The sequence below is a fragment of the Kineosporia sp. NBRC 101731 genome (assembly GCF_030269305.1).
Classification (GTDB): domain Bacteria; phylum Actinomycetota; class Actinomycetes; order Actinomycetales; family Kineosporiaceae; genus Kineosporia.
In genome coordinates this window covers 394,057-415,561 of sequence record NZ_BSTC01000004.1, presented here as the reverse complement: position 1 = coordinate 415,561, position 21,505 = coordinate 394,057, and the positions used below count along the sequence as shown (strand labels likewise).

At 70.4% G+C, this 21,505-nt stretch carries 23 protein-coding genes; 7 read left to right on the top strand and 16 right to left on the bottom strand.

Translation table 11 applies throughout. The features are described 5' to 3' along the window. Positions 1-3 precede the first annotated feature (3 nt). Positions 4-855 carry a hypothetical protein gene (locus QSK05_RS14845; RefSeq protein WP_285597773.1) on the bottom strand — a complete coding sequence of 284 codons (852 nt, stop codon included), beginning with the start codon at positions 853-855 and terminating at the stop codon, positions 4-6. A gap of 159 nt (positions 856-1,014) precedes the next feature. On the opposite strand from QSK05_RS14845, the gene pdxY reads away from it, so the two are divergent. After that, positions 1,015-1,866: a pyridoxal kinase PdxY gene (pdxY, locus tag QSK05_RS14840; protein WP_285597772.1), complete on the top strand. Its 852-nt coding sequence runs from the start codon at positions 1,015-1,017 to the stop codon at positions 1,864-1,866. Positions 1,867-1,890: 24 nt separating this feature from the next. On the opposite strand, the gene QSK05_RS14835 is transcribed toward pdxY, so the two are convergent. Continuing rightward, a complete protein-coding gene (locus QSK05_RS14835; RefSeq protein WP_285597771.1) occupies positions 1,891-2,766 on the bottom strand; it encodes a cutinase family protein in 876 nt (291 codons plus the stop codon). A gap of 23 nt (positions 2,767-2,789) precedes the next feature. Next, on the bottom strand, positions 2,790-3,644 hold the full coding sequence (locus tag QSK05_RS14830; protein ID WP_285597770.1) for an AraC family transcriptional regulator: 855 nt from the start codon (positions 3,642-3,644) through the stop codon (positions 2,790-2,792). A gap of 92 nt (positions 3,645-3,736) precedes the next feature. Here QSK05_RS14830 and QSK05_RS14825 point away from each other — a divergent pair, with 92 nt between their 5' ends. Continuing rightward, on the top strand, positions 3,737-4,057 hold the full coding sequence (locus QSK05_RS14825; RefSeq protein WP_285597769.1) for a hypothetical protein: 321 nt from the start codon (positions 3,737-3,739) through the stop codon (positions 4,055-4,057). Between the two features lie 5 nt (positions 4,058-4,062). On the opposite strand, the gene QSK05_RS14820 is transcribed toward QSK05_RS14825, so the two are convergent. Further along, positions 4,063-4,983 carry a LysR family transcriptional regulator gene (locus QSK05_RS14820; RefSeq protein ID WP_285597768.1) on the bottom strand — a complete coding sequence of 307 codons (921 nt, stop codon included), beginning with the start codon at positions 4,981-4,983 and terminating at the stop codon, positions 4,063-4,065. Between the two features lie 83 nt (positions 4,984-5,066). Here QSK05_RS14820 and QSK05_RS14815 point away from each other — a divergent pair, with 83 nt between their 5' ends. Both QSK05_RS14815 and QSK05_RS14810 read left to right on the top strand, forming a co-directional pair. Continuing rightward, positions 5,067-5,999, top strand: coding sequence for a DMT family transporter (locus QSK05_RS14815; protein ID WP_285597767.1), 933 nt, complete (start codon positions 5,067-5,069; stop codon positions 5,997-5,999). 93 nt (positions 6,000-6,092) lie between these two features. After that, positions 6,093-7,151 (top strand): glycoside hydrolase family 6 protein, encoded by a 1,059-nt coding sequence (locus QSK05_RS14810; RefSeq protein ID WP_285597766.1) that lies wholly within the window; start codon positions 6,093-6,095, stop codon positions 7,149-7,151. Positions 7,152-7,163: 12 nt separating this feature from the next. On the opposite strand, the gene QSK05_RS14805 is transcribed toward QSK05_RS14810, so the two are convergent. From QSK05_RS14805 to QSK05_RS14750, 12 genes are all read right to left on the bottom strand, one after another. After that, positions 7,164-7,865: a nucleotidyltransferase family protein gene (locus QSK05_RS14805; RefSeq protein ID WP_285597765.1), complete on the bottom strand. Its 702-nt coding sequence runs from the start codon at positions 7,863-7,865 to the stop codon at positions 7,164-7,166. A gap of 39 nt (positions 7,866-7,904) precedes the next feature. Next, on the bottom strand, positions 7,905-8,189 hold the full coding sequence (locus QSK05_RS14800) for a hypothetical protein (protein ID WP_285597764.1): 285 nt from the start codon (positions 8,187-8,189) through the stop codon (positions 7,905-7,907). Next, positions 8,186-9,262 carry a class I SAM-dependent methyltransferase gene (locus QSK05_RS14795; RefSeq protein WP_285597763.1) on the bottom strand — a complete coding sequence of 359 codons (1,077 nt, stop codon included), beginning with the start codon at positions 9,260-9,262 and terminating at the stop codon, positions 8,186-8,188. The genes QSK05_RS14800 and QSK05_RS14795 overlap by 4 nt, the downstream gene beginning before the upstream one ends. Continuing rightward, complete coding sequence (locus QSK05_RS14790) at positions 9,246-10,712, bottom strand: MFS transporter (RefSeq protein ID WP_285597762.1); 1,467 nt, start codon at positions 10,710-10,712, stop codon at positions 9,246-9,248. The genes QSK05_RS14795 and QSK05_RS14790 overlap by 17 nt, the downstream gene beginning before the upstream one ends. After that, positions 10,703-11,668, bottom strand: a complete 966-nt coding sequence (locus QSK05_RS14785) for a polysaccharide deacetylase family protein (protein WP_285597761.1) — start codon at positions 11,666-11,668, stop codon at positions 10,703-10,705. The genes QSK05_RS14790 and QSK05_RS14785 overlap by 10 nt, the downstream gene beginning before the upstream one ends. After that, complete coding sequence (locus QSK05_RS14780; RefSeq protein WP_285597759.1) at positions 11,665-12,600, bottom strand: polysaccharide deacetylase family protein; 936 nt, start codon at positions 12,598-12,600, stop codon at positions 11,665-11,667. Before QSK05_RS14780 ends, QSK05_RS14785 begins: the two co-directional genes overlap by 4 nt. After that, on the bottom strand, positions 12,597-13,244 hold the full coding sequence (locus QSK05_RS14775; RefSeq protein ID WP_285597758.1) for a cysteine hydrolase family protein: 648 nt from the start codon (positions 13,242-13,244) through the stop codon (positions 12,597-12,599). The genes QSK05_RS14780 and QSK05_RS14775 overlap by 4 nt, the downstream gene beginning before the upstream one ends. Positions 13,245-13,255: 11 nt before the next feature. Next, positions 13,256-13,909 (bottom strand): isochorismatase family protein, encoded by a 654-nt coding sequence (locus tag QSK05_RS14770; RefSeq protein ID WP_285597757.1) that lies wholly within the window; start codon positions 13,907-13,909, stop codon positions 13,256-13,258. Next, a complete protein-coding gene (locus QSK05_RS14765) occupies positions 13,909-14,208 on the bottom strand; it encodes a Dabb family protein (protein ID WP_285597756.1) in 300 nt (99 codons plus the stop codon). The genes QSK05_RS14770 and QSK05_RS14765 overlap by 1 nt, the downstream gene beginning before the upstream one ends. Before the next feature lie 80 nt (positions 14,209-14,288). Further along, the gene (locus tag QSK05_RS14760) at positions 14,289-15,032 is read right to left on the bottom strand and encodes a maleate cis-trans isomerase family protein (protein ID WP_285597755.1); all 744 of its coding nucleotides are present in this window, start codon (positions 15,030-15,032) and stop codon (positions 14,289-14,291) included. Then, complete coding sequence (locus QSK05_RS14755) at positions 15,029-17,158, bottom strand: FAD-dependent oxidoreductase (RefSeq protein WP_285597754.1); 2,130 nt, start codon at positions 17,156-17,158, stop codon at positions 15,029-15,031. The genes QSK05_RS14760 and QSK05_RS14755 overlap by 4 nt, the downstream gene beginning before the upstream one ends. Further along, complete coding sequence (locus QSK05_RS14750) at positions 17,155-18,882, bottom strand: carbon-nitrogen hydrolase family protein (RefSeq protein WP_285597753.1); 1,728 nt, start codon at positions 18,880-18,882, stop codon at positions 17,155-17,157. The genes QSK05_RS14755 and QSK05_RS14750 overlap by 4 nt, the downstream gene beginning before the upstream one ends. Before the next feature lie 196 nt (positions 18,883-19,078). Here QSK05_RS14750 and QSK05_RS14745 point away from each other — a divergent pair, with 196 nt between their 5' ends. The 3 genes from QSK05_RS14745 to QSK05_RS14735 all read left to right on the top strand — a co-directional run bounded on the left by QSK05_RS14745 (position 19,079) and on the right by QSK05_RS14735 (position 21,490). Then, entirely contained in the window at positions 19,079-19,888 is an 810-nt protein-coding gene (locus tag QSK05_RS14745) for an IclR family transcriptional regulator (RefSeq protein ID WP_285597752.1), read from the top strand. Positions 19,889-20,114: 226 nt separating this feature from the next. Beyond that, positions 20,115-21,164 carry a class I SAM-dependent methyltransferase gene (locus QSK05_RS14740; RefSeq protein ID WP_285597751.1) on the top strand — a complete coding sequence of 350 codons (1,050 nt, stop codon included), beginning with the start codon at positions 20,115-20,117 and terminating at the stop codon, positions 21,162-21,164. 26 nt (positions 21,165-21,190) lie between these two features. Then, entirely contained in the window at positions 21,191-21,490 is a 300-nt protein-coding gene (locus tag QSK05_RS14735; RefSeq protein ID WP_285597750.1) for a hypothetical protein, read from the top strand. The last annotated feature ends 15 nt before the right edge of the window (positions 21,491-21,505 follow it).

The window sequence follows — 21,505 nt, the reverse complement described above, 5'->3', positions numbered from 1 at the left end:
GCATCAGATCCCGAACTCGGCCAGAGTCAGGTCCCCGACGGCCTTCTCGTCCGCCACGTCGGCGACCAGCCGGCTGACGGTCATGGCGTGCAGCGCGGCCGTGCACTCGCGGATCCCGGCCGGGGAGAGGTCGGGATGGGCCTGGACGAACTCCAGGGTCACGTCGAGCACCGCGCGCATCTGCTCGCGCAGGCGGTTCTCACGGTGACAGGCCCAGGCCGCCTCGTGCATCGCCTGGGCCCAGACCCCGGCAGGCCAGGTGATGCCGGCCAGCTGGGCGGGTGTGACCTGGCCGGTCCGTACCCGGTCGATGAGTTCCAGTACAGCGGTGCTGCGCGGGCCGTAGAGGGAGTCGCCGCTCTCGTACAACGGGGCCCGGGACGCGGCCTGCTCGAACGGGGCCCGCAGGGCCGCCACCTGCTCGGCCTCCAGCTGCGGGCGGGCCCAGAGTCCGGCCGCGGCCGCCGCGGCGACGGCCGCGGAGGCGGGCACGAACCCGGTGCCCGGCACCGGCGCGATCGCCGCGTCCGGCCAGTCGGCCGCCGCGGTCGCGACCAGCGCGGCCACCTGCGAGCTGGTGCCGAACCGGCCGGTGGCCAGGGACTCGGCGCTCATCGTGGCCCCGGCGCTCTTCAGCGTCTCGGCCATCGTGGGCACGTTCATGTCCAGCAGGGCCACCAGCACCCAGGCCACGCCGTGGGCACTCTCGTCCCGGTCGTGCCAGGCCTGGGCCAGGGCGTAGGCGCCGTCCTCACTGATCCGGAACGCACCGCTCAGCCCTCGCAGGAGCGGCAGGGCGTGAGGATGGGCGGCGGCATCCGTGGCCAGGACGGTGGGTGAGGACAGGGTGTACACCCGTTCGACCCTGCGTTGCCGGGGCGCTCGCGGTCAATCAGGGGCCCGCGTTCGCCGCACGCCCGGTGACCGGGCGTGTTGCCCGGTCTACGATCCGTCCGCCCAGGGTCGGATCCGGCCGGCCGCAGTCGGCACCGGTCACCGCATTAAGGTGGGGGAATGAAGGTCCTCTCCATCCAGTCCGCGGTCGCCCACGGTCACGTCGGGAACTCCGCGGCAGTTTTCCCCCTGCAGCGCATCGGTGTCGAGGTCGTCCCCGTCCTCACCGTGAACTTCTCCAACCACACCGGGTACGGGGCCTGGCGCGGCCCGCTGATCCCGCCGGCCGACGTCGCCGAGGTTCTCCTCGGAGTCGAGGAGCGGGGTGTGTTCCCGCAGGTCGACGCGGTGCTGTCCGGTTACCAGGGCGGAGTGGGCATCGCGGACGTCATCGTCGACGCCGTGGGCCGGGTCAAGGCCGCGAACCCCTCGGCGCTGTACGCCTGCGACCCGGTGATGGGCAACGCCAAGTCCGGGTGCTTCGTCGCCCCCGAGATCCCCGACCTGCTGCGCGAGCGGGTCGTGCCGGTGGCCGACATCATCACCCCGAACCAGTTCGAGCTCGGTGTGCTGACCGGCACCGAGCCCTCGTCCCTGGAGTCCACGTTGGCTGCGGCCGACCTGGCCCGCGAGCTGGGCCCGGCGACTGTGCTGGTCACCAGCGTGGAGCGTCCGGACCGCCCGCAAGACACCGTCGAGATGCTGGTCGTCGACGACAGCGGCGCCTGGATCGTGCGCACCCCGCAGCTGCCCTTCAAGGCGAACGGCTCCGGTGACGTCACCGCGGCCCTGTTCACCGCCCATTATGTGCAGTCGCGTCAGCCGGCCGTGGCGCTGGAACGCACGGCCTCCAGCGTTTTCGACCTGATCGACCTGACCTACCGCTCCGGCGAGCGCGAGCTCCAGCTCATCCAGGCCCAGGAGTTCTACGCCACGCCCCGCATGCAGTTCAGCGCCACCCAGGTTCGCTGACCGGCCGGCCCGGTGGCCTCCCGGTCACCGGGCCCGCATCCGGGCCAGCGCGAACTGCGCTCCCTGTTCCCGCATCCCGTTGGTGAAGTAGGCCACGTGCGGGGCGAACCGGCCGCCGGACTGGCAGACGAAGTCGTCGGCCACGCAGTAGTCGCGCAGGCGATCGGCGAACGCCTCCAGGGCACCGGCCGGTCGCGGGTCGGTCACCATGCCGTCGATGCCGCTGTCGTAATCGCCCGCGTTGAACGGTTCGCCACCGACGAAGCGCGGGTCGCCGTACAGCACCACGGCATCGATGTTCTGGGCCGCCGCGGGCGTCAGTTCGGCCTGCTCGCGCCCGGCGTTGCGGACCGATGCGCTGATCAGAGCGTCTGCGGCCACGAGAGCACCCTGCGAGTAGCCCATCACGATCGACCTCTGCTGCGGGCACTTTCGTGCCGCGACGTTGAGTTCCCCGACCATCAGGCGCACTCCCTCGTCGGCGCTCGCGCCGAAGAACGCGTCTCCGGGGGTTGCGCTGAGGGACACGGCGTCGGCCGGGTAGGGCACGTCGTAGTGCCGCGTGCGGCCCGGGTGGGCCGCCGCGATCTGCCGCGCCACCCCGCTGAGCAGGTTGGAGTCGGCCAGCGGTTCGCTCGTGCCGCGCGCGGTGATCACCAGATAGTCCGTGCAGGTGGGGTTCTGGTCAATGGTGGACGTCGTGGTCGCCTCCGGTGCCGTCGTCACCACCGGGGTCGGGGTGCTGGAGGACGGGGTGCTGGAGGACGCCGGTGTCGTCGGCGATGCGGTGGCCGGGGAAGCGCCGTCGCCGCATCCGCTCACGAGCAGCCCGGTGGCCAGGACGGCTACGGCGAGGCGGAACGCGGTGGGCACGGGGAACTCCCGGGAATCGGCGGTCACGTCAGCGGCTTGTCTCGCGCGGATCAGGTCCACGACGGGTCGCCCGCCAGGGCCCGGCGCCAGGGGGTGGGCGAGACCCCCGTGTGCTGACGGAACACGCGGCTCAGGGCGGTGCCGCTGGAGAAGCCCAGCTGCGTGGCGATCTGCGTGATGTCCAGGTCGGTCGTGCGCAGAAGGCATTTGGCCCGGTACAGGCGCCACCAGGTGAGGTGCTCCATCGGTCCCTGGCCGGATGTCGCGCGGAACGCGGCGGCGAAGGCCGAACGGGACATCCCTGCCACCGCGGCCAGGTGCGCCACGGTCCAGCCCCGGGAGAGATCGTCATGCGCGGCGCTCACGGCACGGGCCAGCCGCGGGTCGTTGAGCAGGGCCAGCCACGTGCCCTGGGCCAGGCAGAGCGCCGCCGCCCGCACCACGGTCACGTAGACGACATCCGCCAGGCGCGAGGTGATCACGGATGCGCCGGGTCGCGCCCCGGCGTGCTCCTGCGCGATCAGGAGCATGGCGGCCGCCGCCGATCGGGCCGCCTCACCGCCCGACTCCAGGGAGATCAGCTCCGGAAGGGCCCGGCCCAGCGCATCGGCGGACAAGGGCTCGATGTCCAGCGACAGCACGTGCACCTCGGCGTCCGGGGCCGCTTCGAGGGCGAAGGAGGCGTCCGGGCCGACGAAGAGGACGTCACCGGTGACGAGCTTCCCGTCGGACGGGGCCGTCGCGCCGAGCGCGGACCCCGCCACGGTGACCGGTCCGGCGGCCACCCAGACGACCAGGGCCTGGTTGCCGGGACGGTCGCCCCGAAACGTCCGCCGCCCCACCAGCAGCTCGTAGCGCGCATCGTGGGTCCGCGCGGTCGAAAGGACCGAATCCAGTGCATTCATTCCCGACCGCCAGCTCGCCGTGGACTATTCGTCATGAATCATGGACTCAACTGCCTAGCACGTCCAGTCGGGTCGTCCTTAGCGTCGTTGCCATGACGTACTTCATGCTCGCCCAGCTCCAGTTGCGCTACAGCTGGATCAACCTGCCCGCCTACGAGGAAGGGATGCGGCACGTGAAGGATCTTTTCGAGAGCCAGGGCATCATGCTGGAGCAGGCCGCGATCACGAAGATCGGCCCTCTCTACGAGACCTGGAACCTCTGGCGCATCGATGACCCGGGGCACATCGACCGGGCTTTCGCCGCCCTGGAGTTCACGGAGGCTCAGCAGGAGGCCATCGCCCGCATGCACGCCGTCGTCGAGCACGAGCAGGTCCGGATCCTGGAGGGGCTCGACCTGATGAGCACGTCCTGAGCAAATCATGAGCCCGGGCTGAGCATGGGTGCGGCGCGGTGGGTCCGGGACGTGGTGCGGAGCAGCTCCAGGGCGAGGGCGCCCGGGCGGGTGGCGGCGGCCGCGTCCCGGACGACGGCGTGGATGCTGCGCACCGGACGGGGGCGGACCACCGGGACGACCACCACCTCCTCGGGCGGTGCGAGGGCGCCCAGTTCGGGCATCACGGTGACCCCGATGCCGGCGGCGACGAAGGCGATGGCGGCGCGGTAGTCGTGAGCCTCGACGTGGAAGGGCGGGCTGATCCCGGCCGCGGCGCAGGCGTCCATCAGGTTCTGCCGGCACCAGCCCTGGGTGAAGTCGTTGTCGATCCATCGCTCACCGGCCAGTTCGGCCAGTTCGATCTCCTCGCGGGCGGCCAGCGGATGGGCGCGGTGCAGGACCACGACGTACGGATCGTCGAGCAGGTGGTGCACGGCGAAGCCGGTGCCCGCGGTGAACGTGCTCTGGGCCACGACGAGATGGAGGTCCGCGCGCTCGTCGGGGTTGTCGGGCGGGACGTCGCTCAGCCGCAGATCGATGCGCAGGCCGGGGAACTCGTCACTCAGCCGGTGCACCAGGGGCGGCAGCCAGATCGCGCCCGCCGAGGCGAAGTAGGCGATCGACAGTGACCCCGTGCGCCCCGACCGTAGGTCGGCCACCAGGGCCTCGGTGACGCCGAGCCGGGTCAGCAGGTCGTCCGCCTCGGCCGCCAGCGCCAGCCCGGCCGCGGTCGGACGCAGCCCCCGGCCCACGCGTTCCAGCAGGGGCAGCCCGGTCTCCCGCTGCAGCGCCGTGATGTGCTGACTGACCGCGGAGGGCGTGTACCCGAGGTTGGTGGCGGCGGCCTGGACCGAACCGCTGGCCACGACCGAACGGAACACGCGCAGGCGATGCAGGTCCAGCATCGGACAACTCTACAGTGCGGCTTAATGGTCAGGTAGTAACGCGTGCTGGTGCTTCATCGGCGACGACCCCGACGATGAACCCCATGACCGCCCTCGCCCCACCTCCTGCACCGTCTCGCACCTCGCTCCTGCCTCTCGGTGCGGCTGGTGTCACCGTCGTCCTGTGGGCGTCGGCCTTCGTGGGCATCCGGGCCGCCGGCCATGACTACTCGGCCGGTCCCCTGGCTTTGGGGCGCCTGCTCGCGGGCTCCGTCGCGCTGACGGCCGTCGGTCTTTTCCAGGCAGCGAAGGCGAGGCGGGCGACCGGGGCGAGTACGCGTCCTCTGCTACCCCGACGCCCGCTCCTGTTCGCCGCGATGCTGTGGGGTGTGGCCTGGTTCGGCCTCTACAACGTGAGCCTGAACCGGGCCGAGCAGAGTCTCGACGCCGGAACCACCGCCCTGCTGGTCAACCTGGCGCCGGTCCTGATCGCTGTGCTCGCGGGTCTGCTGCTGGGAGAAGGCTTTCCGGTTCGGCTGATGATCGGCATGGCGGTGGCCTTCAGCGGTGTGGCGCTCATCGCGATCACCACCTCCGACGGGCGGGGCGACCTGGTCGGGGTTCTGCTCGGTCTGGCCTCGGCCGTGCTCTACGCCACCGCCGCGACCGCGCAGAAACGCCTGCTGACGCGGATCGACGCCCTGGCCCTCACCTGGATCGGCTGTCTGTCCGGCACCGTGGCCTGTCTTCCGTTCGCGCCCGGCCTGATCCGGCAGGCCGCCGACGCGTCGCTCTCCTCCACCCTGAGCCTGCTCTACCTCGGGGTCTTCCCCACCGCAATTGCCTTCCTGGCCTGGGGATACGCACTGTCGCGGACGAACGTGGGACGACTGGCCGCCTCCACCTACGTGGTACCGCCCCTGGTGGTGCTGATGTCGTGGGCGCTGCTGGGGGAGGTGCCGGGGGTGCTCGCGCTGGTGGGGGGCGTGCTGTGCCTGGCCGGGGTGGGCATCGCGACCGTCCGGCGGGCACGATGAGGAAGGGGATGATGAGGAAAGGGATAAGGAACTCATAACATCGGATTCCCTAGGTTAGGTCGCCTACTCCCCAGGCCTGACCGAAGAGGACCCGTGAAACGACGCACCACCGTGACCATTGCCGCTGCCGCCTCGCTCGCCGTTGCCGGCGCCGTGACGCAGAGCCTGGTCGGTCACGCCGAGAACGCCGCCCCCGCCACCGTGACCCAGGCCGCGGTGACCCAGGCGGCCGACACCACCGTGACGGCGGCGGCGGTCAAGGGTCTGCCCAAGACCATGACCTTCTACGTCGACCCGACGTCGGGCCCGGCCACCTGGGTCTCCCAGAACAAGAGCGACAGCCGCGCCGCCACGATCAAGGCGAACCTGTCGTCCAAGCCGATGGCCCGGTGGTTCGGGAGCTGGTCCAACGACATCAAGCCGGCCGTGAACGTCTACGTCACGGCAGCCGCGAAGAAGAAGAAGGCTCCGATCCTGGTGGCCTACAACATCCCCGGGCGCGATGCCTGTGGCGGGCACTCGGCGGGCGGCGCGGCGGTGAGCGAATACCGCACCTGGATCAAGAACTTCGCTGCCGGTGTCGGCAAACGCCGGGCCGTGGTGGTCCTCGAGCCCGACGCCCTGGCCGACTTCAACTGCCTGACCACGGCCCAGGCCGCCACCCGGCAGAAGCTGCTCACCTACGCCACCGAGCAGTTCCACAAGAGCGCCCCCAACGCGTACGTGTACCTGGATGCGGGCAACTCGAACTACGCCACGGCGACGGCCATGTCGAGCCGGCTGCTGAAGTCCGGGCTGAAGAACATCCGCGGGTTCTCCCTGAACGTGTCCAATTACCACACCACGGCGGAGGAGAACGCGTTCGCCACGAAGCTGAACGCGCAGCTGCGCAAGCGGGGCTCGGCGACCAAGCCGTACATCGTCGACACCAGCCGGAACGGTCTGGGCAGCAACGGCGTCTGGTGCAACCCGGCCGGCCGGAAGCTGGGTGTCACCGCGCGCGTGAACAAGACGCCCACGGCCAGGACGCCCGAGGCGCGGTTGTGGATCAAGACCCCCGGTGAGTCGGACGGCAACTGCGGCATCGCCCCGAACGCCGCAGCGGGAGTCTTCGACCCGGCGATCGCCGTCGGTCTGGTGCGCGGCCAGTAACTCCACGAAGGGTCAGGACGGGTGGCTCCGCCCGTCCTGACCTTTTCTCCCGTCCTGGACGCGGACATCCTCCGGCGTGTCCAGGTCGGCGCCGGAGGCCAGGTCACCGGCCTCGACCAGCACGACGTCGTCTCGACCGCGCAGATAGTGCCGGGCCCCGGCATCAGCCGTCGTGGTGGCGAGGATGCCCGGCCAGTGGTCGCGGCCGAGCAGGACGGGATGACCGGGGACACCGTCATAACTGGCCCGGGCCAGGGCGCCCTGACGTCGCCGCCCCGCCGAATGCGATAACGGTGAGCCCAGGGGCGGTTGCGGGGTTGCGGCCGACCCGGTACCGGCCAGGAGTCTGGCCACCACGGCGCCCGTCACGTCGGGCATGTCGACCAGGGTGACGACCACGGCGTCGGGTGCTTCACCCCCGCCTTCCGTGGCCGTCAGCCCGGCGACGGCGTGCAGGGCGGCCCGCAGTGAAGCGCCCATCCCCTCTTCCCAGCCGGCCACCGGCACCACGGTCGCCGAGGCCGGGACGAGCCGACCGACGTCCTGTGCCCGCGCACCGGTGGCCACGAGAACGGGACGACAGCCCGCGTCCTGCAGTGCCCTGACCGCACGCTGCACCCAGGGCACTGCGTCAGCGTCGGTGAGCAGCCCTTTGGGCCGGCCCATCCGGGTGCCGGCACCGGCGGCCAGCACGATCCCCGCAGTGCTGCTCATGGGCCGGACCGAGCCGAAGTGCCGCACATCCGAACCGGCCTACGGGCCGACGGTCAGGGGGGCGCCCAGCACCCGCCGGATCAGCCGCTGCCGTTCCAGTGCGAGCCGCCCGTGCAGCTCCTCGCCGGGCGTGTGCTCGTCGACCGTGCCGCTGCTGATCGCCCCGGACTGCGAAAGTACCTCCTCCAGCACCATCACCCGGTCGCGAAGGATCCAGAGCTCCTCGGTCAGGCCGACCACCATGCGCGCCAGCTCGTCCGGGCTCGTGCCGGCCAGGTACGTGGGGGCCGGATCGTTCGTCGTGGGGTAGTGCGGGCTGCTCATACGGGGGCTCCTTCCAGAACCGGCTTGATGCCGCGGGTGATCCAGGGGTAGGAAGCGCCGAACTCGGTGACGTCGGCGAACCCGGCCGCGCGCACCAGACCCGGGCGATCGGCCAGCAGGGCCCCCCGCCAGAACGGCTCGGCCCGGTTCTCCGTCTCCCAGTCCAGGATCACGCAACGGAACAAGGACTCCTGATCCTTGTAGGGGGCCACGTCACCGATGAGGACCTCCCCACCGGGCTTGCACACCCGGTAGGCCTCGGCCAGGATCTGCCGGGCCGAGGGCTGAGGGACCTCGTGCAGCAGGATGAAAGCAGTGACCAGGTCGAAGGAGTTGTCCTCGAAAGGCAGCCGTTCGCAAGCGGCCTGGTGCAGGTCCCAGGCGAACCCGTGGCGGGCCGCCACCAGCTGGGCGTGCTCCAGTTCGGTCCGGCCCAGATCGACACCGGTGATCCGGGCCCCGGGGTAGACGGTCTGCAGCGAGACCGCGTACCGGCCGGTGCCGACGCCCAGCTCGAGAATCGTGTCGTAGTGATCGCGCAGTCCGGCCTGCGCGGTCTGGACCCGGGCATCGGTGAACTTCTGGTCCGGCCGGACCGCTCCGATGCCGCCGGTGGAGAAGATCAGGTCGTAGACGTAGTCATGGATCATGAAACCCATCCGCTCGTGCCCCTCCCATCCGCCGGGCGCGAGGTGGAAGTCGGTCTGTGACCAGTAGTCCGGGGTCTGGAGCGAGGCGTCCACGATGATGGTGCCGCCCTGCTGCGCGTTGTCGGCGTACTCGGTGGTGACAGCTTCCTTGCCGTCCTCGTATGCGTAGCGGGCGGCTTCGAACTGGTGCTCGGCCACGAGGCGGGTGTAGAAACGGTCCCAGCCGTAGGCCCGGGACCCTTCCTCCAGCAGCCGGGTGGCGTGCCGGATCTGCTCGTGGACCTCGCCCGGCAGGGACTGGCCCGGGCACAGGTCACCGAAATCCTTCTCCGCCGCTGCCTGCAGTTCCAGTCCGCTCCAGCGGGCCAGGTCGGCCAGGAAGTTGAAGTCGGCCCGGCCGCGTTGTTTAAGACCTGTTGCCATTCTTGGTGTTCCTTCCGATGGAGGACGCCTGTCCAGATAGGTGGTGTCGTCGATGTGTGGTGAGTCCGGTGGCCAGGAGCAGGAAACCGATGATCACCAGGCAGAGCCCGATGTCGCGGACGGCGGTGTCCAGGGCGGCGGCCCCCGCCGCGCGGTCGGTCGGGACCAGGTGGGTCAGCAGCACGGCGGAGATCGCCGCACCGATGTACTGGGCCGTGCGGTACAGGCCGCTGGCACTGCCGCTGGCCCGGGCCGGGCTGGCGTGGTGCAGCGTCAGCTGGTTGCCCAGGTTGTTGAACCCGGTCGGGATGCCGAGGAGAACATTGACGAGAACCAGGAGCGCGAGCGGGCTCTCCACGCCGGCGGTCAGCGCCAGGACCAGGCCCGAGACGACGAACGCCGCGTTACCCACCAGCAGCAGCCGGCCCGGTCCCAGCCGGGCCGCCCATCGGGTGGCGACCAGGGTGGACACCACACCCACCCCGAAGACCGGAAGCATCAGCAGGCCGGCGGCGGCCGGGCCGAGGCCCCGGCCCACCTCCAGCCACTGCGGCATTCCGTAGAACACCGTGTAGAAGGCCACGAACGTGACCGTCCCCCGCACGCAGGTCATCAGGATCGCCGGGTGGGCGGCCAGCAGTCGCAGGTCCAGGAACGGCGTGGCACACCGTCGCTCCCGTAGCACCAGGAGTGCGGCCAGCAGACCGGCGGCCGCACCCAGGGCGAGGTCCCGCCCTTGTGTGCCGTTCTCGAGCGACAGGAGCACCGTCATGGTCAGTGACAGCGTGGCCACGAACAGCAGCGCACCCGGCACGTCCATGACCCGCAGGGCGGCCCGGGCGCCCCGTTTCTCGCGGGGCGGGTCGGCCGGAACACAACGCCACACCCAGAACAGGCAGTTGGCCACCAGGGGCAGGTTGATCCAGAAGATACCCGGCCAGCCGGACACCACCACGATCAGCCCGCCGACCGTCGGTGCGAGGGCGGCCGTGCTCTGCCCGCACAGCGCCACGACGCCGATCGCCCCGGAGACCTCGGCCGCGCGCCGGTCCGCCTCCCGGCGGATGATCGCCATCGCGGCGGGGAACTGCACCGAGGTCCCGAGCCCCAGCAGCACCCGGTCGGCCACGAGCCAGCCCGCCGAGGGAGCGAAAGGCCCCAGCACCGAGGCAAGAACGACCAGGACCAGGCCGGCCAGGTAGATCCGCCGGGCCCCGAACAGGTCGGCGAGCCGGCCGCCGGTGGGCGACCCGACGGCCGAGGCGATGTACAGGCCGCTGATCAGCCACGGGATCGCCGCGGAGGTGCCGTAGTGGTCGGCGATCGGTACCAGCGCCACGGCGATCACCGCGGAGTTCAGGCCCTGCAGCACCGTGCCGCTGCCCAGGGCCCAGGCCAGGGCCCGCGGGAGGGTGGTTCGGGCGGGTGCGCCGGTGAGGGTCACGTCCACGAACGGACGCGATCGGCAACGGTTCCCGGGGTGGCCAGGAGTACTTCGGGGCGGGCGGCCAGACGGTGCAGGAAGCTCTCGGCCACGTCGGCGAAGCAGGCCTGTCCCAGCACCCAGCCGAACCAGCTCAGCCCCAGGTGCCGGCCACCCACGACAGCGGCGTCCTCGATCAGGGTGTCGACCGTGGCGTCCAGAAGCCTCTCGTAGGCGGCGAACGGCAGTCCGCGGGTGTAGAGGCTGAACATGTCCTCGGTCTCCAGCGGATGCGGCACGGCGACCAGGCCGGCCGATGCACCGGTCAGTTCGACCGGGCGCTCGTCGACCGGCCACTCGCCGAACCAGCCGTACCCGGCCTCGCGCAACAGCCGGGTGGTGCGGGCGGACTGGCTGCGCTCGGGCCCGAACCAGCCGGTCGCGGTGCGTCCGGTGGCGTCCTGCACGGCGGCGGTGGCCTCGGCGATGTAGGCCCGCTCGGCCTCCTCGTCCGGGCCCGTGCCGAGGATGACGTTGGCGGCCCGCCCGCGCACCACGATCTCGTCGGCCTGCTGGGCGACCAGCTCGGCCAGGCCGGGCATGGTGCGCACGCCCTGGGAGTCCAGTGCTACTGCGGTGGGAACGCCGGCGGCTTGGGCGATGTCGAGCAGTCTCCAGATGCCGGCCGTCAGGCCGAAGTCCCATTGTGAGAGCCTGGCCACCTGCCCGTGCCGCGGCTCGGACGTCTCCCGGCCGACCCCGCCCTGCATCGCGGCCGGCTTGAGCAGGCCCGCCGGCACGTCGTCCAGGTAGGCCGGCGCGTGCAGCAACAGCGACACCACCAGCTTCTTGCCGGCCGGAAGGGTCCAGGGTTCCCGGTGGGGGTCGTAGGTGCGCGCCAGATCCGGGGCGAAAACGGTTGCGTCGTCAGGGTTGACGATGATCGGGGCGTCGAACGTCGTTTCGGTGCCGATGCTGTTCATGCCCTCGCCGCCGTCGGGTCCTGGCTCGCGAGAGCGGAGCGCAGCTGCTCGTCGTAGTGGTGCTCGAGGTAGTGGTCGGTGATCTCGCCGGCCGTGCTCAGCCAGACACCGTCCTGTTCGCGCAGCCAGCCGAAGATCTCCCGCAGGTACTGGGTGAACCAGGGCTGACCGGTCACGAACGGGTGGGTGGCCACACAGGTGACCCGCGCCTGACCGTCCCGGTCGGCGTCGCGCAGCAACCGCGTCACCTGGGCCTTGACCATGGCCACGAAATAGTCGCCGTCGTAGTGCTTGGCGTGCAGCAGCGGCACGTCGTTAAGCATGTAGCTGTAGGGGACCGACACCAGACGCGCGCCCGTGGACGTCCTCAGAGGGCGTGGTTGTTCGTCGTGGATCCAGTCGGCGTGGTAGGTCATGCCGGCCTCGGCCATCAGGTCACAGGTGTTGTCGGTCCCCGAGACCTTGGGCCCGAGCATGCCCTTGATCGCCTTGCCCCAGTAGCGCAGCGCCAGGGCCTGGTTCTGGGCGTAGAACTCACGCTCGGCCTGCGCCTCGTAGCCGTACAGCGGCCGCAGGTTGGAGATTCCGTGGCTCATCACCTCCCAGCCGCGCTCCTTCATCGCATCGCGGACCTCGGGGATCTCCTCGAGCACGGACAGGCTCAGGCTCACCGTGGAGGGGATCTCGAACTCGTCCACCACCCGCAGCAGACGCCAGAACGCCGTGCGGTTACCGGCGTCGCGGTGCATGTAGTGCTGCACGTCGGGGGCGGGAACCCGGCCCTGGGGCGATCCCTGGCCCGGCGGTACGTAGTCGTAGTGCTCGACGTTCGGGGCGTGCCAGACGGCCACCCGCGCGTCGCCGGGCAGGGTGACCCGCGGGCGCAGGGGCAAGGGCTGGTAGACCAGGCGCTGGTTGTTGAGAACGGTCATGATGTCGGCGCCCCGAACCGCCCGAGCATCCAGTCGAGGGAGACGACGTCACCGAAGCGGTCCTGCATGTCCCACAGCGACACCTCGCCCGAGAGGGTGCGGAAGTCGTCGCAGCACTCCTCGACGATGCTGATCCGGTAGTTGCGGTAGGCGGCGTCGGTCACCGTGGCCCGCACACAGCCGCTGGTGGACGTGCCGATCACCACGACCTCGTCGACACCGAGGTCCTGGAGGAGATCGTGAAGGCGGGTGTTGTAGAAGCCGGAGGCGACGGTCTTCTCCACGATGTGGTCTCCCGGCTGAGCCGGTACCGCGGAGGAGATCTCGGTCCAGGGGTTGCCGCGTTCGCAGCGTTCGGTGAGCGAGGAGCGCACCCGCTGGGCCAGCATCCGGTCGTCGAGACGGTCGAGGATCATGACCAGGTAGATCACCGGGACGCCGGCCGCCCGGGCGGCCTCCAGCAGGGTCTGGGAGTGCTTCAGGGCCACGGCCGTGGACGGGCCGACGTGCTCGTGCTCGGTGAAGGCCTTCTGGAAGTCGACGATGACGACGGCGGGGCGGCTCCCGGGCCCGACCTTGGTGCGGTCGCGGCGCAACTGGCGGATCCGGGCGACTTCGGCGTTCCAGTCGGGGGTGTCGGTCATAGCGGCCTCTTTCAGATGTCCGTGGTGGCGCCGGCGGATTCGATCAGCGTCAGGGCGGTGGTGGCGTCGATGACCTGCCCGATCTTCGCGTCGATGTCCCGCAGGTTCGAGGTGTGCACGTCGTGGTCGCGGTCGCCGACGGCATCGGCGACGACGAAGGGCGCGAAACCGTGCTGGAGGGCGTCGAGTGCGCTCGCGCGCACGCAGCCGCTGGTACTGAGGCCGGCGATCACCAGGGTGTCCACACCGGTGGCCGTGAGGGTGGCGGCCAGGGCGGTGCCGAAGAAGGCACTGGGGTACTGCTTGGTCACCACGCACTCGCCGGAGACGGGTTCGAGGCCCTCGATGTAGTCGGCCCAGGGATTGCCGGGGGTGAAGCAGCGGCCCGTGGCCGGCACCTTGCGGGCGAACAGGCCGCCGTCGGTGGGAAATTCATGAAGGACGCGGGTCACGACGACGGGTGTCGCGGCCCGGCGGGCCGCACCCAGCAGGGTTCGCATGACCTCGGCGGCGGCCTCGACCCCGGCGTAGAGCGGCGAGGCCGGGTCGGTGTAGGCGCGGGCGGGGTCGATCAGCAGGAAGGCCGCGCGCCGGCCGGGGGTCAGCTGCCCGGCCAGGCCGGCCGCGGCGAAATCGTCGGACAGGTGGTGGTGCAGCCCGTGCATCAGGCGGACTTCTCGACCTGGCCGAACAGTTTCGAGGCCAGGACCGGGGCGATCCGGTCCTGGATGACCGCGACGTGGGCGGGGTGCGTGCCGTAGGCCGTCCAGGCCTCGCGGTCGGCGAAGACCATGCGGAAGATGATGTCCGCGGTGCCGTCGCGCAGCCCGGCATCCTGGGCGGCGTGGGCCTCCAGCAGGCCCGGGACGACGTCGGTGAGGGCATTCAGCCCGTCCACGATGGCGGTGCGCTGGGCGGTGGTCGCCTCGGGCTTGAGCCGGAGCATGCCGAAGTGCTCGAACACGGTGCTTTGCCTGCCTTTTCTGGGTTCTCGGAAAGCGTGGTCGCGGCCGGGGGAGGGGTCCGCGACCACCGGTGCGGGGATCAGTGCTCGGCGAGCAGGCGGCCGTACCCGGTCATCCGGTCGGTGATGCCCTCGGCGCGCAGGGCGTGCCAGACCGTGGCCGCGTTGATCGCGATCACGGGCTTGCCGAGTTCGGCCTCGAGCTGGGCGGCGGTGGCCACGGCGGCGAGGTTGGTGCCGGCCTGGACCAGCGCGTCCACGTCCGGGCCGTCGACGGCCAGGAACGCCTGGCGGATCTGCTCGGGGGTGACGTCGGCGATTCCGGTGGCGCTGTCCACGGCCAGACCCCGGACCGCCGCGACCTCGAAGCCCATCTCGGTGAAGAAGGCCCGCACCTGCTCGTCGCCCACCGGCTGGTAAGGAGTGATCACACCGATGCGCCGGGCGCCGAACGCCTCCAGGGCGGCCTTGCACGCGGCGGCGCCGGTGGAGACGCGCAGCCCGGACTGCTCGCCCACCCAGCTCTCGAACTGGGCCGCGCCCTGCGCGCCGCCCCAGAACGTCTCGGCGGACATGCCCATCACGATCCGGTCGGGCTTGCAGGTGACGACATCGCGCACGGCGGTGCCGATCTGGGTGCGCAGGTCTTCGAGGAAGGACTCCATCTTCCCGTCGGAGCCGAGGTTCTCGTCGGCGATGTAGATCCGGCCGGTGTGGAAGGAGACCCCGGGCGGGCGCATGTCGTTGTACTCGGCCTCGACCACGGTGTTGGTCGAGGGGAGGACGACGCCCAGCACGGCGCGCGGTGAGGTGACGGTGGTCATGCGGTCCTCCGGGACTCAGCGGGGGTGGTGTGCTGCTCCTGCCCGAGCAGGGCGAGCTGGGCAGGCAGGTCGAGCAGGTCAGTGAGGTCGTTCCAGGTGACGGCCGGGCCGGAACCGGCCGGGATCTGGCCGGCGGCGATCGCCGCGTAGATGTCACGCATCGCGCCGGAGGCGGCGAGCAGCCCGGACACCGGGTAGATGATCAGTGCGACACCACAGTCGCCGAGCAGGGCCAGGTCGGGTGCCATGATCTGGCCGTGAGCCTCCGAGAGGTTCAGCACCAGACGCTTCCCGGTTCCCCGGTTGAGGTGGGTGAGCAGTTTGGGGTCGGTGAGGTTTTCCACCATCAGCAGGTCGGCTCCGGCCTCGGCATAGGCCTGGGCACGCTCCAGGGCGGCGTCCTGGCCCTGCGCCCGCAGCGCGTCCGTGCGGGCGATCACCAGCATCTGCTCCCGGGCGTCCACCGCGGCGCGCACCTTGGCGACCATGTCCTCCACCGGGACCAGCCGGACCCCGGCCTGGCCGGCGGTGCGTTTGGGGTGCTCCTGGTCCTCCAGCTGGATGGCGGCGGCCCCGGCCCGCTCGTAGGCTCGCACGGTGCGTGCCACCTGTAACGGTCCGCCGTAGCCGCCGTCCCCGTCGGCGATCAGGGGAAACCCGTTGTCCGCCGTGCGGCGAATCTGCTCCGTCATCTCCGCCAGCCCGACGAAGCCGAGGTCGGGTGCCCCCAGGACGGTCGCGGAACTCGCGGCCCCGGAGAGATAGCCGGCCCGGAACCCGGCCTGCTCCAGCAGCCGGGCGGAGATCGCGTCATGGCATCCCGGGGCGATCACGGGGGTGGCGCCGAGAAGGTCGGCCAGGCGGCGGCCCGAGGCGGGACGCACCGCCCGGGCCGCCCGCAGACCGGCGCGCAGACGGTCCCGGCTCTCGGCCAGTGACCTGATCATCGAGCTGCCGAGCAGGTAGGCGCGGGCCTTGACCGGGTCCTCGGCCAGCGCGGCCAGGGCCTCGGTGCGCCGGTGCCGGGCTGCGCTGTCGGTCTCGCTCAGGTCGGCGTAGTTCTTCTTCGTGGTGGCCTGGACATGAGCGATCGTGGCGGTGCGCCGGGCGTCGCTGTAGGCCGCGGCGCAGGCATCGGGGTCGGCTCCGGCGCGGGCGGCGAGGATCGCCTCGACGGCGGCCTCGGCGTCGTGGATGCCGGAGTTCATGCCCATCCCGCCGAGCGGGTTGTTCGCGTGCGCGGCGTCACCGGCGATGAGGACGCGACCGGAGGCGAAGGTGGCGGCCACACGCTGGTGCACGGCGTAGATCGACGCGTGGTCCAGCGGGTAGGGCTCGGGCCGGGCCGACAGCCTCTGCAGGCGGCTCTCGATCACCTCGGGCGAGAGGGCTTCGTCGTCGGGGGTTTCCGGTGACACCGGCATGAGAACCCGCCAGTGCCGGGGGGTGCGCAGCAGCACACCCCACTCGTCCGGGTCGGAGACGTACGAGACCAGGGCCAGACCGGGGAAGGCCTCGGTCAGGTCGAACGTGGTGGAGGCGACCAGGAAACGCTCGGGCAGGGTGAACCCCTCGAAGGCCACACCCAGGCTCTTGCGCACGGTCGAGGAGGCACCGTCGGTGGCGATCACCCAGTCGGCGCGGTAGGAGGGATCCCGTCCGTCGCCGGGCAGGTAGACCGACACCGAGTCGGCGTTACGTTCCACCCGCTCGACCCGGGCCCCGAAACGCAAGGTCGCGGTGGGCTGGGAGGGAAGCTTCGCGGCGATCAACTCGGTGAGCTTGTTCTGCTCGCACTGCAGGCGGTAGGAGAACGGTGTGTCGTCCGAGAGCAACCCCAGGTCAAGGTCGGCGAAAACCGTTCCGTGCCGGTCGCGGTACTGGAAGTTCGGGGCCACCAGCCCGAGCTCGTGCAGCTCCTTCCCGACCCCCAGGCGGTGCAGGATCTCCAGCGTCGGCGGGTGGAAGGTGGAGGCCCGGGACTCGGCCGCCAGATCCTCGCCGGCCTCCAGGACCAGGACCTGTACGCCCTGCTGGGCCAGGGCGAGCGCGGCCACCATGCCGACCGGACCGGCACCGACCACGATCACCTCGGAGGTGACGGTATGGGGGAGTGGGGCGTTCATGCGGACAGCTCCGTGGTGAGGGTGACGAAGGGGGAGTAGATGTGCGGCTGACGGGTGGCCACCGGGTCGAGGTGCAGTCCCATCACCTTGCTGTGCGATTCGCGCAGGTCCAGTTCCACCCGCATCTGTTCCTCGAACCCGCCGCGGCAGGTCCAGGCGGTGGGGAACCGCATCAGCGCGATCGGCTGGCCGGGGACGAACTCGTCGGCCTGGACCACCTGGCTGCCGAGTCCGGAGGGCGAGTCCAGGCGGTTGCTGGAGATCAGGTGTACGCGGTTCTCCTCCGCGCGTTCGACGGCCGCGACGGTCAGGGCCTGGGCGCGGTCGGCGTCGGTGGGGTGCACGATGACCTCGGCCCCGCGCACGGTCAGGACCCGGGCCACCTCCGGCAGCCAGACCTCGGTGCCGATCATGAACCCGATGCGCCCGATCGGGGTGTCCAGGACGCTCAGGTGGTCACCGGCGGTGGCCCACCGGCGCTCGGCGCCGGACAGATGAGCCTTGCGGTAACTGCCTTCGACCCCCTCCGGCCCGACCAGCCAGGCCGTCGAGAAGTACTGGCCGGCAGACTCTTCGACGAGGCTCACCACGACCCGCAGCGAACCGCCGGCGACAGCGCCGACGATGCGGGCGAGCACATCGAGGCTGATCCTGGCCGCGGCTGCGGGGTCGGCGGCCACCTCGTCGCGTTCGAAGCAGAACAGTTCCGGAAGGACGCCGAGCTGGATACCCCGGGTCGCCGCGTAGCTGATCTGGCCGAGCGCCCGGGTGACGGTCCAGTCCTGGTTGTGGAACCAGGACACCTGCAGCGGGGCAACGGTCAGTGGCTTCGACGGTGTGTCGCCGGCCGGGCCGTACATCGCGGCGACCGGCAGGTCGGCGACGGGCCGGACCAGGTCACCGTACAGGTCCGGACGGCGCCAGGTGATCACGTCGGCGCCGAACGAGGCCCACTTGTCGTCGGCCTCCACCGGCTGGATATCGGCCCAGATCATCATGTTCCCGGCCTCACCGGCCACGGCCACGACCTCACCACCGGGAGAGACGACCTGTGAACCGCCCATCCAGGGGTAGGCGTCGGCCGGGCCACCGACGGTGTTGGCCGAGATGTGCCAGACCCGGTTCTCCATGGCCCGCAACGGAACATGGGTGCGCAGTTCATCGGGACCACGGCTGTTGAGCGAGTTGCAGAGGATCTGCGCGCCGGCCAGCCCGAGCAGCCGGGGGACCTCGGGAACGATCCCGTCGGCACACATCAGCAGCCCGATCCGGCCGATCGCGGTGTCGACCACCTCGATCGGTTCGTCCCCGGGTACGAACAGCGTGTACTCGTAGTCCCAGAAGATGTGCTTGCGGTGCACTTTCAGGATCGATCCGTCGGGGCCGACGAGGAGCTGCCCGATGTGGACGTCAGGGGCCTGCTCCCCGCGCAGGTCGACACCGACCACGGCGTACATCCCGAGTTCGGCGCAGACGGCCCGCAGCCCGGTGACGAACTCGCCGTCCAGGGTCTCGGCATGCTCCCAGGCGCCCTCGCGCGTGGTGAAGTCCCGCACCCGGTTGGAGTTCTCGGGGGTGACCAGGATCTGGGCACCGGCTGCCGCGGCCTCGCGCAGGTAGCCGGCGCACAGCTCCAGATTGGCCCGCACATCGGTACCGGAGAAGAACTGCGCTGCGGCGACCCGGATGGTTCCGGGGACCGCAGAAGAGGGCTGGGGCGCCATGGGAAGACCTCGCAAGAGATGAATTCGCATATGGTGGGAATGTCTCACTCACCAGATGCGAAGACCGTAAGGTCATTCAATCTCGCGGTCAAGAAGTGCCACGGTCGGCCAGGCGGGCCCGACCTCAAAGTTGACGTGGACGAAATCTCCTCGACCCATTCGCATCCTTGGCGAAAGCTGATGCCATGATGTGGGAATGGTAGACGGTGGCGTGGTCAATGGGGCGGTGGGCGAGGCGACACCCCGGCGTCTCGGAGGTATCGAGAGCGGGCGCAAGCTCGTCGCGGTGCTCTGGTCGTTCGATTCCGAGCGCCCGGTCTGGACGGTTCCCGAACTGGCGGCCGAGCACGGGCTGACGGCCTCCACGGCGTATCGCTACGTGGGGGTCCTACGGGAGATGGGACTGCTGGACGCCGCCGGGCCGGTGGGCTCGTACCAGGTCACCGAGAAGGTCTCCTCGCTCCAGGGGGCGCTGGACGCCGGCACGTCGGCCCTGCGCGACGTGGCCATGCCGATCATGCTCAGGGTCCGCGACCAGATCGACGAGACCGTCCTGATCGCCCGCCGCGGCGGGGAGTACGCATACTGCGTCGACCGGGTGGAATCGCGCCACCCGGTGCGGCTGCAGTTCCAGCGCGGTGAGGCGATGGCCTTGCACCTGGGGTCGATGGCGCGATTGCTGCTGTCCCACATGCCGCCTCCCGAGCGTCGGCGATACCTCGCGCGGATCGAGCCGACCCTCACGCCGGCCCAGGCGGCCCAGATCACCGAGGAGGAACTGGCCAAGGTGGCCAGGGACGGGTTCGCCGTCAGCAGCGAGGAGATCGACGAAGGCATCTGGGGCACGGCGGCGGTCGTGCGCGCTCCCTCCGGCGCGGTGTCCGCGGTCATCGGCACCGCGGGGCCGGTGCACCGGCTTCCGCCCGATCGTCGCGCCGAGGTGACCCGGTGCATGGTCGAGGCGGCCCAGGAGATCACCGAGAGCCTGCGCCGGTACTCACGATAGTTCGGCCGTTTGTTCGCACCATCTGGGAATTGTGGAATACCCGGCGGGTAGATGTCCGGCTTGGGTCGCTGTCGACCGTTTCCCCTGGCAACGCCCTGTGCAGGAGCGTGTTTCCAGTTCATTAATCATTGCCGCACCCGCTTGACGGGCTCCGGCGGCACTCTTTAGTTTCGCATTATATGAATGTGCGTTCCCATAATGTGGGAATCGTCTGGGAGAGGTATTGATGGACGTCGCACTTGGCCAGCGCTCGCGGGCTGCTCTTCAGTTCCTGGGTTCGGCCCAGGCCTACGCCGGTGGCACCCTGCAGCCCGCGGCCGCCGCCGTGTACGAGAAGGCGGTTCCCGAGCCGCCGGCGGATCTGGACTCCCGGCGGGAGTCGGTGGAGTCCGTTCTGGCCGACAGCGCGCTCTGGCAGATGGACCGGCTGGTCACCCGGTGGGTGGCGGAGGAGATCTACGTGCGTGCCCTGCCGGCCGTCGAGGAGATCCGGCCACGGGTGGAGAAGTGGCTGGAGGTCACCGATTCGCCCGTCGTTCTGGAGCTGAACCCCGATCTGGAGCCGCCGGCCTACTGGGAGAAGGGGTTCCACCTCACGCCGGGTGGCTGGGACGGTCACGATCTGATGGGCACAGCCATCCACGAACTGGTCTTCGCCTATGTGCTGACCCCGGGCGGGGTGGGGGCCGTGCGCACCGGGCAGAACCTGAACGACCAGCGGACCAAGGCGGCCCGGGGAGCTTCCCGGGACTCGTACCGGAACATCGCCGAACTGGGTTCGAGCACGGGCCGGTTCACCGTCCGGCTGCACCAGGTCTACCCCGAGGCGCAGATCACCTCGGTGGAGCTGTCGGCCAGCGCGCTGCGTCACGGCCGCGCCTTCCTGACCGAGCAGGGCGTCCCGGCCCGGCTCGTGCAGGCCCCGGCCGAGGACACCGGCCTGCCCGCCGGTTCCTTCGACCTGGTGGCGATGTACACACTCATCCACGAGGTGCCGGTGGCCGCCAGCCGGCAGATCTTCGCCGAGGCGTTCCGTCTGCTGGAGCCGGGAGGGGATCTCCTGATCGGTGAGATCGCACCCACTGATCAGCATTCGGCGTTCCGTGCGGTCGTCCTGGATTGGGAGACCGAGAACCGCGGCGAGCCCTTCGCCCGCGAGGCCATGTCCATGGACGCCGTGTCGATGCTGCGTGCGGCGGGCTTCACCCAGATCGAGTCCTACGGTCTCGACGGAGTTCACCCGTGGATCACCCGCGCCCGTAAACCACTGGCCTGACGTCACCGGCCTGGAAGAGGAAAATCATGACCGCCCCGGAAGTCCCCTCCCGTCCCACCTATCTGACCGGTGAGGCCCGGATCGACGACCTGGCCCGGATGGTCCTGGAACTCACCTCCGAGGTCTGGATCCTGAAAGACCGGAACCTCGTCCTGGAGAACCTGCTCGCGACCAAGGGCGTCCTGGCGGAGGGCGAGATCGATGATGTCCGGCCCGCCGCCGAGCTGGCCGCTGTCCTACGACGTGAGCGCGAAGCTCTGGTCGCCCGCGTGATGGGGGCACTGCTGCCCTCCGACGACCGGGTCGCCGCCGCACTTCAGCGCTGAAGTCACTCGTCGCCC

Excerpts from the sequence above, each read along its gene's own strand:
- pdxY (WP_285597772.1), top strand. The coding sequence starts at position 1,015 with ATGAAGGTCCTCTCCATCCAGTCCGCGGTCGCCCACGGTCACGTCGGG.
- QSK05_RS14830 (WP_285597770.1), bottom strand. The coding sequence starts at position 3,644 with ATGAATGCACTGGATTCGGTCCTTTCGACCGCGCGGACCCACGATGCG.
- QSK05_RS14825 (WP_285597769.1), top strand. The coding sequence starts at position 3,737 with ATGACGTACTTCATGCTCGCCCAGCTCCAGTTGCGCTACAGCTGGATC.
- QSK05_RS14820 (WP_285597768.1), bottom strand. The coding sequence starts at position 4,983 with ATGCTGGACCTGCATCGCCTGCGCGTGTTCCGTTCGGTCGTGGCCAGC.
- QSK05_RS14815 (WP_285597767.1), top strand. The coding sequence starts at position 5,067 with ATGACCGCCCTCGCCCCACCTCCTGCACCGTCTCGCACCTCGCTCCTG.
- QSK05_RS14805 (WP_285597765.1), bottom strand. The coding sequence starts at position 7,865 with ATGAGCAGCACTGCGGGGATCGTGCTGGCCGCCGGTGCCGGCACCCGG.
- QSK05_RS14800 (WP_285597764.1), bottom strand. The coding sequence starts at position 8,189 with ATGAGCAGCCCGCACTACCCCACGACGAACGATCCGGCCCCCACGTAC.
- QSK05_RS14795 (WP_285597763.1), bottom strand. The coding sequence starts at position 9,262 with ATGGCAACAGGTCTTAAACAACGCGGCCGGGCCGACTTCAACTTCCTG.
- QSK05_RS14785 (WP_285597761.1), bottom strand. The coding sequence starts at position 11,668 with ATGAACAGCATCGGCACCGAAACGACGTTCGACGCCCCGATCATCGTC.
- QSK05_RS14780 (WP_285597759.1), bottom strand. The coding sequence starts at position 12,600 with ATGACCGTTCTCAACAACCAGCGCCTGGTCTACCAGCCCTTGCCCCTG.
- QSK05_RS14775 (WP_285597758.1), bottom strand. The coding sequence starts at position 13,244 with ATGACCGACACCCCCGACTGGAACGCCGAAGTCGCCCGGATCCGCCAG.
- QSK05_RS14770 (WP_285597757.1), bottom strand. The coding sequence starts at position 13,909 with ATGCACGGGCTGCACCACCACCTGTCCGACGATTTCGCCGCGGCCGGC.
- QSK05_RS14760 (WP_285597755.1), bottom strand. The coding sequence starts at position 15,032 with ATGACCACCGTCACCTCACCGCGCGCCGTGCTGGGCGTCGTCCTCCCC.
- QSK05_RS14755 (WP_285597754.1), bottom strand. The coding sequence starts at position 17,158 with ATGAACGCCCCACTCCCCCATACCGTCACCTCCGAGGTGATCGTGGTC.
- QSK05_RS14750 (WP_285597753.1), bottom strand. The coding sequence starts at position 18,882 with ATGGCGCCCCAGCCCTCTTCTGCGGTCCCCGGAACCATCCGGGTCGCC.
- QSK05_RS14745 (WP_285597752.1), top strand. The coding sequence starts at position 19,079 with ATGGTAGACGGTGGCGTGGTCAATGGGGCGGTGGGCGAGGCGACACCC.
- QSK05_RS14740 (WP_285597751.1), top strand. The coding sequence starts at position 20,115 with ATGGACGTCGCACTTGGCCAGCGCTCGCGGGCTGCTCTTCAGTTCCTG.
- QSK05_RS14735 (WP_285597750.1), top strand. The coding sequence starts at position 21,191 with ATGACCGCCCCGGAAGTCCCCTCCCGTCCCACCTATCTGACCGGTGAG.